Source organism: Corynebacterium sp. MSK004 (assembly GCF_030232515.1).
GTDB classification, from domain to species: Bacteria; Actinomycetota; Actinomycetes; order Mycobacteriales; family Mycobacteriaceae; genus Corynebacterium; species Corynebacterium hesseae.
In genome coordinates this window covers 159,109-172,176 of sequence record NZ_JASPKB010000003.1, presented here as the reverse complement: position 1 = coordinate 172,176, position 13,068 = coordinate 159,109, and the positions used below count along the sequence as shown (strand labels likewise).

11 protein-coding genes, 1 tRNA gene and 1 pseudogene are annotated in these 13,068 nt (G+C 60.3%); 9 read left to right on the top strand and 4 right to left on the bottom strand.

Annotated elements, in window-relative coordinates:
• Positions 1 to 15 precede the first annotated feature (15 nt).
• Together QP999_RS04925 and QP999_RS04920 are read right to left on the bottom strand one after the other, a co-directional pair.
• Positions 16 to 1,497 (bottom strand): multicopper oxidase family protein, encoded by a 1,482-nt coding sequence (locus QP999_RS04925; RefSeq protein ID WP_144676043.1) that lies wholly within the window; start codon positions 1,495 to 1,497, stop codon positions 16 to 18.
• Positions 1,498 to 1,568: 71 nt separating this feature from the next.
• On the bottom strand, positions 1,569 to 2,144 hold the full coding sequence (locus QP999_RS04920; protein ID WP_284847846.1) for a CueP family metal-binding protein: 576 nt from the start codon (positions 2,142 to 2,144) through the stop codon (positions 1,569 to 1,571).
• 403 nt (positions 2,145 to 2,547) lie between these two features.
• On the opposite strand from QP999_RS04920, the gene copR reads away from it, so the two are divergent.
• The 6 genes and pseudogenes from copR to QP999_RS13440 all read left to right on the top strand — a co-directional run bounded on the left by copR (position 2,548) and on the right by QP999_RS13440 (position 8,259).
• Positions 2,548 to 3,270, top strand: coding sequence for a two-component system response regulator CopR (copR, locus tag QP999_RS04915; RefSeq protein ID WP_118781224.1), 723 nt, complete (start codon positions 2,548 to 2,550; stop codon positions 3,268 to 3,270).
• A complete protein-coding gene (gene copS / locus QP999_RS04910) occupies positions 3,267 to 4,394 on the top strand; it encodes a two-component system sensor histidine kinase CopS (RefSeq protein ID WP_070520402.1) in 1,128 nt (375 codons plus the stop codon). Before copR ends, copS begins: the two co-directional genes overlap by 4 nt.
• A gap of 140 nt (positions 4,395 to 4,534) precedes the next feature.
• The gene (locus tag QP999_RS04905) at positions 4,535 to 4,861 is read left to right on the top strand and encodes a heavy-metal-associated domain-containing protein (RefSeq protein ID WP_154762292.1); all 327 of its coding nucleotides are present in this window, start codon (positions 4,535 to 4,537) and stop codon (positions 4,859 to 4,861) included.
• A gap of 51 nt (positions 4,862 to 4,912) precedes the next feature.
• Positions 4,913 to 7,147: a copper-translocating P-type ATPase gene (locus tag QP999_RS04900; protein ID WP_239248790.1), complete on the top strand. Its 2,235-nt coding sequence runs from the start codon at positions 4,913 to 4,915 to the stop codon at positions 7,145 to 7,147.
• A gap of 93 nt (positions 7,148 to 7,240) precedes the next feature.
• Positions 7,241 to 7,953: pseudogene (locus QP999_RS04895) on the top strand (IS6 family transposase).
• A gap of 15 nt (positions 7,954 to 7,968) precedes the next feature.
• Complete coding sequence (locus QP999_RS13440) at positions 7,969 to 8,259, top strand: 4-fold beta flower protein (RefSeq protein WP_425248908.1); 291 nt, start codon at positions 7,969 to 7,971, stop codon at positions 8,257 to 8,259.
• A 256-nt stretch (positions 8,260 to 8,515) separates the two neighbouring features.
• Here QP999_RS13440 and QP999_RS04890 read toward each other — a convergent pair whose 3' ends face one another.
• Entirely contained in the window at positions 8,516 to 9,481 is a 966-nt protein-coding gene (locus QP999_RS04890) for a helix-turn-helix transcriptional regulator (protein WP_284847802.1), read from the bottom strand.
• Positions 9,482 to 9,593: 112 nt separating this feature from the next.
• Between QP999_RS04890 and QP999_RS04885 the strand changes: the two genes are divergently transcribed.
• Positions 9,594 to 9,965, top strand: a complete 372-nt coding sequence (locus QP999_RS04885; RefSeq protein WP_350309529.1) for a VOC family protein — start codon at positions 9,594 to 9,596, stop codon at positions 9,963 to 9,965.
• A gap of 645 nt (positions 9,966 to 10,610) precedes the next feature.
• Positions 10,611 to 11,822: an IS1249 family transposase gene (locus tag QP999_RS04880; protein WP_284847801.1), complete on the top strand. Its 1,212-nt coding sequence runs from the start codon at positions 10,611 to 10,613 to the stop codon at positions 11,820 to 11,822.
• 132 nt (positions 11,823 to 11,954) lie between these two features.
• On the opposite strand, the gene QP999_RS04875 is transcribed toward QP999_RS04880, so the two are convergent.
• Positions 11,955 to 12,039, bottom strand: a tRNA-Leu gene (locus QP999_RS04875).
• 190 nt (positions 12,040 to 12,229) lie between these two features.
• Between QP999_RS04875 and QP999_RS04870 the strand changes: the two genes are divergently transcribed.
• Complete coding sequence (locus QP999_RS04870) at positions 12,230 to 13,054, top strand: FHA domain-containing protein (protein WP_144268824.1); 825 nt, start codon at positions 12,230 to 12,232, stop codon at positions 13,052 to 13,054.
• The last annotated feature ends 14 nt before the right edge of the window (positions 13,055 to 13,068 follow it).

The following is a 13,068-nucleotide window of genomic DNA, read 5'->3' as shown; positions in this document are numbered from 1 at the left end:
ACCCTGCTGTGGGGGTTACTCGTAGCGAAGCGAGCTGAGCATCCCGGTTTCCATGTGATAGGCGTTATGGCAGTGAAATGCCCACTCCCCGGGGTTGTCAGCGATCAGGTCGGCGATCATGGTTTCACCGTGGCGGAGAAGGACGGTGTCCTTGCGTAGCCCGCCGCTGCCGGGCAGCGCCCACGTGTGACCGTGGATGTGCATGGGATGGGGCATCATGGTCCTGTTGCGCATGACCATCCGCAGGCGCTGGCCCGCCTGCACGGTCGCGGAGGAGGATTGGCCGTCGGTGAGAATGCTCCATTCATACGGCATCATCTGCCCGCCCAGGTCGATGCTGACTTCTCGGTCTGGTGTGTCCTCGGGCAGGAGTGCACGGTCTGCTGGCTTCAGGGAGGACAGAAGCAGTCCGGTGGACGACAACTCGGGGAAGTCGACATCGGGGTGAGGGGCCTGGCCGCCGGCGGTGCGGATGACGGCGAAGGCGCGGTCGTCTTTACCCACCGCCAAAGCCGTGAGCGGGAAGATGCCGTCGCCGAGGATGACCTCGACGTCGACACGCTCGCCCATCGACAGGTAGATCGATTCGGTCTCCCGGGGCTGGACGGGGAAGCCGTCGGTGTGGGTGACGGTCATGCGGTGACCACCGAGGGCCACCTTGAAGATGGTGTCACCGCCGGAGTTGATAAACCGCAGGCGGGCCTTGTCACCCGGGCGAGCCTCGAAGGTCCGGTGAGCACGGGGGATACGTCCGTTGATGAGGTAGTGCGGATACATCACATCGCCGGCATCCCCGCCCAGTACCCGGTCCGGGGTGCCGTGCATCATATGGCCGTGGCCTCCCATCCCCTTCTTCCCGTTATGGTCGCCCGAGCCCATTCCGGTGAGCTTGTCGAGCTCATCGTCGGGAGTGCCCTGAATGCCATCGACCCAGTCGTCGAGCACGATGGTCCACTCGACGTCCTGGTCCTCAGCGTCTTGCGGGTCACGGACGATCAGTGGGGCGTGGAGGCCGCGATCAAGCTGCAGGCCGGAGTGGGAATGGTAGAAGTAGGTGCCACCGTGGGGGACTTCAAAAACATAGGAGAAAGACTCGCCAGGTTCAATGGGGTCCTGGGTCATGCCGGGCACACCGTCGGCTGCGTTGTGGAGTGCGATGCCATGCCAGTGGATGGAGGTGCTCTCAGGCAGTTCATTGGTGATATCGACCTGGAGGACGTCGCCGACGGTGGCCTCAATGGCCGTATCCCCGGTGTCAGAGACGTATCCCCACGTCTTGGCTTCGATACCGCCGATATCCAGAGAGAGGGGCCGGGCGGTCAGTGTCCGGCGCACCGTCGGCTCACCGAGCGCAGTGGGGGTGGGAGTGGGGCGAAGAGAGGAACCTGGTGCCGAGGCAGCGGGTCCAGGGTCGCTGGTGCAGGCGGCCACGGCCCCGGTGCCGGCGAGGACGAGCCCGCCGAGCAGAAACTGTCGTCGGGGAAACGCGTTCATCATGATTTAACCTTCCTTGGTGCTAGATTTCAGTGACACGGGAGACAGGTGCAGGTGAGGACCCTGCTGAGCCATCACGTCAGGCGCAGGTCTGTGACGCAGGTGGCACCGTCGTCGGCGGTGGAAAACTCCGCGGTGCCGGTACGCCCCTGGTAGCTGACCTCAATCAGGCCGGTGGCATCATCGGGAAGCCAGAAGCCAATAAACCCGTTGTCGAAGGTGGTTGTCGCCTCGTCCACCAGCACCTCACCGGTCGCCTCATCGGTGATCGTGACCTGGATATCCTCATTGTCGAGTTCCCCCAGGCAGGTCGTGAGGCTGTGGTAGAAGCAGTCGTGGGTGGAGGTGAGATAGGGTGCGATCGAGACATACGTCTGATTGTCGGGAAGATCGACCACGACTTCCTGGTCATCGCTCGAGAGCAGCAGTTCATCGGCACGCACTGAGGCGATCAGATCCGTGGGACGCTCCGTGACCTTCTGCCGGTCGAGGTGATCAATGATCTCCACCGCGTCCATGCCGGCCAGGCCATGGGTAGTCAGGAATGTATCCTGGGACACCGTCCCGTCGGCGGTGGGTTCCGGGTCGGCGGCCGAACACCCCGTGAGGGCGAGGGCAAGGGCGGCGGCTGCGATCGCTGCTCGTTTCACGTCAATCTCCTTGGATCGTGGTAAGACCGTGAGAAGACACCGCCTCAAGGTCGATGCCATACCTTTATCTAGCACGGGTGCCTGACGGACAAGAAATCAAAACCCCTGCTCACAGCCTTATAACAGGGCGAAAAGGGGGCGAATTCGGTGGGCTGGGTCACCACCGGGACACCACCCCACAGCCGTGGGCGATGTCCTTCTACCCGCCCCGGGTATGCGGTGCAGGCAGTGAAATCCCTGGTGGCGCCTGCTGAACCGACCAGGGGAGGCGATGCCGCCGGCCCGGGGTGGGGCGCAGGGGTGACGGCGGTCGAAGGGTGATGTTTGAAGATTTGATGAAGATTTCCCCGTTGGGCACTGAGCGAGGGTGATATTCCCCCTGGCCGGAGCGATACTGGGGTCCATGGCTAACCGCACACCGACCACCGCCACGCCCCCGGGGCGGGTGCTGGTCGTCGATGATGAACAACCCCTGGCTCAGATGGTGGCCTCCTACCTCATCCGGGCCGGCTTCGATACCCGCCAGGCGCACACCGGCACTCAGGCCGTGGACGAGACCCGTCGCTTTTCCCCCGATGTTGTGGTGCTGGATCTGGGGCTGCCCGAACTCGACGGCCTGGAGGTGTGCCGACGGATCCGCACCTTCTCGGACTGCTACATCCTCATGCTCACCGCGCGTGGCAGCGAGGACGACAAGATCAGCGGTTTGACCCTGGGGGCGGATGACTACATCACCAAACCTTTTAGCATCCGGGAACTGGTGACCCGAGTGCATGCGGTGCTACGCCGCCCGCGCACCAGCACCACCCCACCGCAGGTGACCACCCCCTTGATCGTTGGTGACCTCATCCTTGACCCCATCGCCCATCAGGTGCGGGTAGGGGAGACGACCGTGGAGCTCACCCGGACGGAGTTCGAGCTGCTGGTTGCCCTGGCCCTGCGCCCCGGCCAGGTGCTGACCCGCCACGACCTGGTCACCGAGGTCTGGGACACCACCTGGGTCGGTGATGAACGCATCGTCGATGTCCACATCGGCAACTTGCGTCGCAAGCTCGGCACCGACACCCGGGGCCGGGGGTTTATCGACACCGTGCGTGGCGTGGGCTACCGGGTGGGGCAACCATGAATCACGGACCCGGCCTGACCTTCCGCTTCCTGGCCGCCCAGGTGTTGGTCGTGGTGATTAGCCTACTGGTGGCCGCGGCCGTGGCCACGATGGTGGGTCCGACCCTGTTCCATGATCATATGTTGATGACCGGCCAGGAGGACCCCTCGCTGGAGCTGTTCCATGCCGAGCAGGCCTACCGGGGCGCCAACCTGATCACCCTGGCCGTCGCCCTGCCCACCGCCTTGATCAGCGCCCTGCTGGCCAGCCTGTGGTTATCGCGTCGTCTGCGCACCCCCCTGCAGGATCTCACCCGCGCCGCTACCAGCCTGACGGCCGGCAACTCCCGTATCCGCGTGCCCGCCGGAAAAGCAGGCCCCGAGGTCACCACCCTGGCGCATGCCTTCAACACCATGGCCGACCGGCTGGAACACACCGAACAGGTCCGCCGCCAGATGCTCTCTGATCTGGCCCACGAAATGGGCACCCCCTTATCGGTGCTCACAGTCTACCTCGATGGTCTCCAGGACGGGGTCGTGGACTGGAATAATGCCACCCACACGATCATGGCTGACCAACTCACCCGCCTGACCCGGTTGATGGAAGACATTGACGATGTCTCCCGGGCCCAGGAACACCGGATCGATTTGGACCTGGCGGAGGAAGGGCTCGGGGATCTGCTCCATACCGCCGCTGCTGCCGCGGGGGAAGCTTATGCTGACAAAGGCGTCGATTTACAGGTCGAGACCATTACGGACACCGCCCGGGTGCTCGTGGACCGGCAACGCTTCGGCCAGGTGATGAGCAATCTCCTGTCGAACGCGCTACGGCACACCCCGGCCGGCGGGCAGGTCCGGATCAGCGTCCACCGACAGGGGGCGTCCACCGCGCTCATCCACGTCGCCGATGACGGCGAGGGCATCCCACCTGACCAGCTCGGACACATCTTCGAACGCTTCTACCGGGGGGATGCCGCCCGCACCCGGGACAACGGCGGGGCCGGTATCGGTCTGACCATCTCCAAGGCATTGATCGAGGCCCACGGTGGCACTCTCACCGCCACCTCCCCCGGCCCCGGTCGCGGAGCGGTCTTTGCCCTCCGCCTCCCGCTGTCCCCTCCCGACAGTGAGGAGGCTGCTCGGTGACCACACCCTGCCCCGCGTGAGGGCCGCGACCTCGACCCATTGAAAATATACCCCCCTGGGGTATGCTGAAAATATACCCCCCGGGGGTATATGCTAGAGAGCGGCATCGCCGCACCCCACCGAACCGAAGGAGCTTTCCCATGATCACCTCCCCGCCCCGCCTCTTGCCGATGGCCTCCCACGGCTGCAGCTGTTGCGGACCTGCCTCACGTGCCGACACAACCTCCATCCCTGCCGCCAGCGACTCGTCAGCAGGAGGGTCCTCCCCTAGCTACCAGGTCACCGGCCTGACCTGCGGGCACTGCGCGAAAAGCGTGACCCAGGCCCTTCAGGCCCTCCCCCAGGTCGACGACGTCCAGATTGATCTCGCTGCTGGTGGTGTTTCCACCGTCACGGTCACCGGTGTCGTACCTCCGGAGATGGTTCGCCGGGCCATCGAGGAGGCCGGCTACACCGTCTTATCCTGATCAGTTTTACTCATCATCTCGACCCCGACCGGGTTGAGCGAAAGGAACGTCATGAGCACTCCCCACCATTCGGGTGATCACCATGGTGATCACCCCGCTCCGGAAACAGACCACACCCACCACCCGGATCATGCCAGCCACGAACACCACGCAGATGCCGACACCCACGGCCAGGCGATGCCCCACGATCACCCGCACTCCGCCCTGGACGAAGACCACCACGTTCATAGTCACGGCGAACACGCCGGACACAGCACCGCAATGTTTCGGGACCGCTTCTGGTGGTCGCTGATTCTGTCCATTCCCGTCGCTATTTTCAGTCCCATGGTCGCCCACCTGCTCGGCTACCACCTCCCGGCATTCCCCGGATCCACCTGGATCCCCCCGGTGCTAGGCACGATCATCTTCGGCTACGGCGGAACGCCTTTCCTCAAGGGCGGATGGAAAGAACTGAAATCCCGCCAACCCGGGATGATGCTCCTGATCGCCATGGCCATCACCGTGGCGTTTGTCGCCTCCTGGGTCACCACTCTGGGGCTGGGCGGTTTTGACCTGGACTTCTGGTGGGAGCTGGCCCTGCTGGTGACCATCATGCTGCTGGGCCACTGGCTGGAGATGCGCGCTCTCGGGTCCGCGTCCTCCGCGCTTGACGCGCTGGCTGCCCTGCTGCCGGATGAGGCCGAGAAAATCATCGACGGGACCACCCGCACCGTGGCCATCTCCGAGCTGGTCGTCGACGACGTCGTGCTGGTGAGGGCCGGTGCCCGGGTGCCGGCCGACGGAACCATCCTCGACGGAGCCGCCGAATTCGATGAGGCGATGATCACCGGCGAATCCCGTCCCGTCTTCCGCGACACCGGTGACAAGGTGGTCGCCGGTACCGTGGCCACCGACAACACCGTCCGCATCCGGGTGGAGGCTACCGGCGGGGACACCGCCCTGGCCGGGATCCAACGCATGGTTGCCGACGCCCAGGAGTCCTCCTCCCGGGCCCAGGCCCTGGCGGATCGGGCGGCGGCGTTATTGTTCTGGTTCGCGCTGATCTCCGCTCTGATCACCGCGGTGGTGTGGACCATCATCGGCAGCCCGGACGATGTCGTGGTGCGCACGGTCACGGTGCTGGTCATCGCCTGCCCGCATGCCCTGGGCCTGGCGATTCCGCTGGTCATTGCGATCTCCAGCGAGCGGGCCGCGAAATCCGGGGTGCTCATCAAGGACCGGATGGCGCTCGAGCGGATGCGCACCATCGACGTGGTGCTCTTCGACAAAACCGGCACCCTGACCGAGGGTGCGCACGCGGTCACCGGTATCGCGGCAGCTGTCGGCGTCACCGAGGGCGAGCTGCTGGCCCTAGCCGCCGCCGCGGAGGCCGACAGCGAGCACCCCGTGGCCCGCGCCATCGTGGCGGCCGCGGCCGCCCATCCCGAGGCCTCCGGTCGGCAAATCCGTGCAACTGGTTTCAACGCCGCCTCCGGCCGGGGGGTCCGGGCCACTGTCGATGGCGCTGAGATCCTCGTGGGCGGGCCGAACATGCTGCGCGAGTTCAACCTCACCACCCCGGCCGAGCTCACCGACACCACCAGCGCCTGGACCGGGCGTGGGGCCGGTGTGCTCCATATTGTCCGCGATGGTCAGATCATCGGTGCGGTAGCCGTCGAGGACAAGATCCGCCCCGAATCCCGCGCCGCCGTGAAAGCCCTGCAGGACCGCGGGGTGAAGGTCGCGATGATCACCGGCGACGCCCAGCAGGTGGCCCACGCCGTCGGTCAGGACCTAGGCATTGATGAGGTCTTCGCCGAGGTCCTGCCCCAGGACAAAGACACCAAGGTCACGCAGCTGCAGGACCGGGGTTTGAGCGTGGCCATGGTCGGTGACGGTGTCAATGACGCCCCCGCTCTGACCCGCGCGGAAGTCGGTATCGCCATCGGTGCCGGCACGGATGTGGCCATGGAATCTGCCGGGGTGGTCCTAGCCAGTGATGACCCGCGGGCAGTGCTGTCGATGATTGAGCTGTCCCAGGCCAGCTATCGCAAGATGATCCAGAACCTGATCTGGGCCTCTGGCTACAACATCCTCGCCGTGCCGTTGGCCGCCGGAGCGCTCGCCTCGATCGGGTTCGTGCTGTCCCCGGCCGTGGGCGCGATCTTGATGTCTGCCTCGACCATCGTGGTGGCCCTGAACGCCCAGCTGTTGCGCCGCACTGATCTGGATCCGGCTCACCTGGCTCCGACCGAGCCGAAGGAGGAACACACCACGCCTACTCCGGCATCCACCGCCGTCCACTGATCCACCACTTCTCTCCACTGCCCCCATACGACCCTGAAAGGTGCTGTTGCAAAGTTGGGGCAGTAGGAAGAGCGACGTGAAATAATCACAGCCATGGGTATCTTCTCCGGTCGTCATTTCCCCTCGTGACATCATTTTGTGGGCAGTGCGGTGGTACTGCCGCTACGGGGTGAGCTACCGCGATCTGGAGGAAATGATGACTTCAGCGGGGCGTGCCGGTCGATCACACCACGATCTACCGCTGGGTCCAGAAATACGCCCCTGAGCTGGACAAGCAAACACGGTGGTACCGGCAGGTACCTGACTGGCAGGCCAGTTCCTGGCGGGTGGATGAGACCTATATCCGGGTCGGCGGCAGGTGGTGCTATCTCTATCGGGCGATCACCGCCGGTAGTCAGACCCTGGACTTTTACCTCTCTCCGAAGCGGAACGTGGCCGCAGCGAAGCGTTTCCTGGCCAAGGCCCTCAGATCCAATGCGTCAGCCGGGTATCCCAGAGTGATCAACACCGATAAAGCACCCTCACTAGCCAGGGCAATCGCCGAGTTGAAGTCAGAGGGAATCTGCCCGCCAACAGTGGAACACCGGCAGGTGAAATACCTCAACAACATCCTGGAAGGCGACCATGGTCGGCTGAAGCGGATCCTCGGGCCGAAAGGCGCGTTTAAGAACCGGACATCTGCATATCGGACGTTGAAAGGGATGGAGGCGATGCACTCATTGCGGAAAGGGCAAGGCACGATGTTTGCCTACGGGCAACCGAACCCGGACGCGGTGATCGTCAACCGAGTCTTCCAGAATATCTAAGCAGGCTGGACCATAATGCTGGCCAGGCGACGAAGAAAGGAGTGTTCGCGGTTCTCCACCCAACTTTGCAACAGCACCACCTTAGGACGCTTTTTCAACGGGTACTTCTGGGACTTGAATGGTGGTGCTGCCGCCGCGCTTAAGCATGCACGTAGCGGCCCTCAGAAACCCGTCCTTTCGGTTCCTCCTATTCCCCCAATCCCATCCATCCCTCCTGTACCCCCTATTGAACCAGTGCAGCCCGTATGGCCGATCCCTTTATTGGGATGGTCCTCTACCAAATGGGAAGAATTTATACGGGCATAGTTGGCACTTCACCGAATCATCGAAATTAGCCTCTGTTAAGCTCAGCCGGAGCTTCACCAGTCCTAAGAGGCCCTCGCACATGAAGACAATCTGAACCTCCGAAACCTTTACTCCACCACCCCGCGAGTGAAGCGAAAGCCATCGTTACTTACTTTTCTCCAATCATTAGATTCACGAGAGCTCCTAGATTATTAGCGCACCTCTTGCCATTTCAGCAGAGCTGTTACGACGGCATCCCGATGCCCATCATTGGTCTCTACGCTTCAGGATTTGTGGTCCCACTATGTCGTTTCGCAAGTTTGTTAGCTAGGTCAGCGGTAATTCGCACCGCTTCTGGGGGATCGGTGACCCAGATGTGGTCCCCAAACTGAAGCAATTGCCTTACCCCCTGAATATCTGCATATCCCACCACGATACGGACAAAGTTTTCGTCCACGGGTTCATGATGGATAAGTCGTGATCCCAAAATGCGAGATGCCATATCAAGCCGATTCGCTCGAAGAAGTGCGGTGATTCGAACAGGCATGTCTTCTTCCAATTGCTCAACGAGCTGCGCCCACACCCTTGCCAAACTTTGCCCTGAACGAAGCTGAGCAGCTTGACCTAAAACTCGAAAGGTTTTTAAACGCGAGACTGCCAACATCCTCGGTTCCCCATCGATATCGACGACTAAGTACCAATTTCTACCCTTGTGTACAAGCCCATAAGGATCAGCCACAGCACGTTGCTGTTTCTTGTCCCCACTTCGGCGATACAAGACCTCAATTCGAGCTTCTTTCCGTACAGCTTCTAGTAACTCTTCTAAGTCGCTTTGGGTTTCATTGCTAAACCAGCCACTGGAATCAAGTAGAACCTTCTCTTCCAAATTATGAGTATCGGACGCTTTCGAGAATGAGACTGCGTTCATTTTCTTCTGCAGCAGGGCGATGTCCTGGCCAAACCCCAAGTGTGCGAGTGAATCTGCCCCAACACCAAGAATCCTCATCAGCTGAATCTCAGTCGGATCCAATCGAGAAGCGTTCAACCGAGAACGCCTATCGAGCACAATCCCACCATGCATACCTTGCTCCGTATAAACAGGTATTCCTGCGGCCGAGAGTGCATCAACGTCACGCAGTATTGTGCGCTGGGAAACCTCAAAATGCGAAGCCAGCTCGGCAGACGTAGCACGGCCTCGGGTTTGCAATAGCAAGAGCATAGACAACAGGCGCGCCGATCTCATGCCGCAATTATCACTGGAACCACAATATTTTTCGGAATATGACACTCCTTGTCAGGTTTGTTTGCTCGAATGCACTGCGTCCACGTAAACAACACCACTCACCGAGAGGAGAATGGCAATGCCAACCCCCAATCTTTTCTTAACCTATGTCTCCGATACAGAGATCTCGACTGCCTTCTACAGCGACTTATTCGATATGCAGCCATCGTTCATCAGTCCTCGATATGTAGCATTCGAAATTTCAAAGGACGTCCTGTTTGCTGTGTGGACCGGCCATAACACCCACATGGAGAAACAGACACCGCGAACGAGCGAAATAGGTTTGATGCTGGATGGACCGGCAAGCCGCATCGATGAGACATACCGTCTATGGAAATCAAAAGGAGTCCAAATTGTGCAGCCACCCTACGATGATGTCTTCGGCCGCACCTTCGTTGTTGCCGACCCTGATGGAAACCTTATCCGCGTCAGCCCAGTCGATTAACTCCTAAATCAGGGCTCAACGACTAGGAAATCCTCCAACCCCCGGGAAACACCTCAGTTGGAGGATTCCAATTGCCCCTAAGTCGGCGCTAAAACCAAGGATGACTTAGGCACACCGGCTTTCCCGTACAACAAACCGCTAGAACTGGCTGGCCTACGGGCCCCAGCAGAGATACATCGAACATAACGCCCCAGAGCCCAAAACGAACTACAAGATCGAGATCATGCAATAAAACTATTGGCCTCTCGACCTTGCCAACCAAAGCAAACATCAAACCTCGGACTGACTGCCTTCACATCAAGCCGAAGACTCAGAACAAGGGTGCCAGATCAGAACTACGAGCAAAATGCTCTGTTGACACCATCGAAAACAAAATTCGAAAGACGTGTCGACCGGCGCGGGCGGGATTTAGGATGTAAATCCCCACACTTGCAATCCTCGACCGCCAAAGTTCAGAAAAAGAAAGAAACCGGGCTTAAGGGACATTTCGTGTGGATGAACCGATACGGATTCCCGGGGCAGCCTGGGATAATACGGTGATCTTGATTTTGAATCGGTTCCAACGGCCCGATCTGTGAAATCAACACTGGATAGTCCTAGGTCTGTGATAGGAGGACTGCTGCTGGTGCGGTAAGGCCAATTCCTATGGCTAATAGGATTCGGCCGTCGTGTGACATGTGCGGCCACGGACTGGTTAAGAACGGCAAAACCGCGGCAGGAACCCAGCGCTGGTTGTGTCCTAAATGCAACGTTTCATCGATTAATGCCCGCGCACACACCAGCGAGATTCGGCACTTCAAAATCTTTATTGACTGGATTCTTTCCGGCGAATCCGCAGACCATTTAGCCAAACGCCTTGGGGTAACAAGGCGGACTTTGACCCGGTGGTTCAAGCTGCTGTGGTTTATCACCGTGCCCACGTCTACTGACCCCTATCGTGTTTATGACCAGGTCTTTATCGACGGCACCTATTTCCACAAGAAATGCCTGCTGGTAGCCTGCACCGAAACACACGTCATCGCCTGGCACTGGTGCTTGCGTGAAAGCTCATACGAGTACCTGAAACTGCTCGACAAAATCGCGCAACCACTCATCGTCACCACCGACGGGGCAGGTGGAGCGCTCAAGGCACTGCGCATTAAATGGCCCGACGTTGCCATCCAGCGCTGCCTAGTTCACGTCCAGCGCAACACTTTTGCTGATATCAGCCGCAACCCGATTCACCCAGCGCATAAAGCAATCCGGAAACTGGGCTACATGCTTGTCCAAGTACGCAATCCCGACGATGCTGCGCGGTTTACAGCTGCAGTCCACCACACCCGTATTACCTTTGCTGATTGGCTTAAAGAGCGAACCTACCGCAGTGCTACACCTGCAGGCCAAGTACCGAAATGGGTCAGCCCCAACCAGAAATGGTGGTACACCCACCGCAACGCCCGCAGGGCTCTAAAGCGTTTGGAAAAGCTCATCCACGCAGGACAATTATTTACCTTCCTTGACCCGCCTGAAGGTGTCACACAGGCTTTAAAAGCCACCACGAACCTGCTGGAAGGTGGCATCAACAAACAGCTCAAAGACTTAGCAGGCAATCATCGTGGCATGTTCGATGAGCATCAGCGCATCACCATGGACTGGTGGCTCTACACCCACACCGAAGACCCGGTAGCGCCACTGGAGTTAGCCAAGCAACAAGACTTCGGACGCCAAGGAGAAAAAGCAGCACGCGCGGCCTGGGCAAGAGAAGAACTTAAACGACGAGGCCACCCAGACGGGCGACCTGCCACATTCGACACCCACATCGACAACGAATGGAACCCCAGCTTAGGCATAAGAAAAGGCTGGGCCGGACGCTCCTAAATCCACACGAAATGTCCCTTAGCGCGACACGCCGCAAATCCACACGAAATGTCCCTTAAGCCAGAAACCGGAGGTCACGAACTCCTTCGAGTTTGTTACCTCCGGTGTCGCAGTTTGTTCAACTGCTCAGCGTGCCCGGGGCGGGACTTGAACCCGCACGTCCTATAAGGACACTGGCACCTGAAGCCAGCGCGTCTGCCAATTCCGCCACCCGGGCAGGGTATTGATGTCTTGGCGACTAGCTAACTTTAGCACGCAGCCCCAGCGAATCTACAAATCCGCTGGCAAACCTGAACTTTCCAGGGAACTTTGCCGCGCGCGTCTACGTTAAGTCAAGGAAAGCACCCTATACTGATCGCTGCTATATCTCTCCCTGAAAACATCCCGAAAGGAGGACGGCCCTTCCAATGGCATTGCTAGATAAGCTCGCCAAGCTGGATTCTTCCCTGCAACGCGGACTGGACAACGGCATGGCCTTTGTCTTCGGCGGCAAGGTCGTCCCCGCTGAGATTGAGGAGCTTCTCAAGCAGGAGGCGCAGGACAATTTGTCCCGCGGTGATGATGGCAAGCTGTATAGCCCCAACGTCATGACCGTCGGCGTATCCTCCAAAGATATCGAGAACCTCTCCCAAGACCGGGGTGTTCCCAAGGATCTAGCTGATCAGCTCACCCGCTTCATCCGTAACAGTGGCTGGTCCCTCGCTGGGCCGGTCATCGTACGCATCGCGGAGGAGTCGGGGCTGCGGACTGGGCAGTTGCGCGTGTCCTCCTTTTTGGATCACGAGCCCACCGAAGAAACCGGATTTGATGCGATTTTCCACCACGACCATGGTCAGGAGGACTCTATGACCCAGCCGCACAACGCCGATGAGGCCGCAACCACCACCTTTATGGCGCCCACCCCGAACGAGCCCGCACCGCAGGGGCCCGCGGTGACGCTTATGCTGCAGGACGGCTCCTCCCGCGTCTACCACGTGCAGGAGGGCTCCAACATCCTGGGCCGCAGCAATGACGCGGACCTGCGCCTGCCGGACACGGGTGTCTCCCGCCAGCACGCGGAGATCACCTGGAACGGCCAGGACGCCGTGCTGGTGGACTTGCAATCCACGAACGGCACCACCGTGAACGACACCCCGATTGAGAACTGGCTGCTTGCCGACGGCGACGTGATCACCCTCGGCCACTCCCACATCGAGGTGCGCATCACCGGCCTTGAGAACCAAGGCTACTAAGCCGCCTCAGCAAC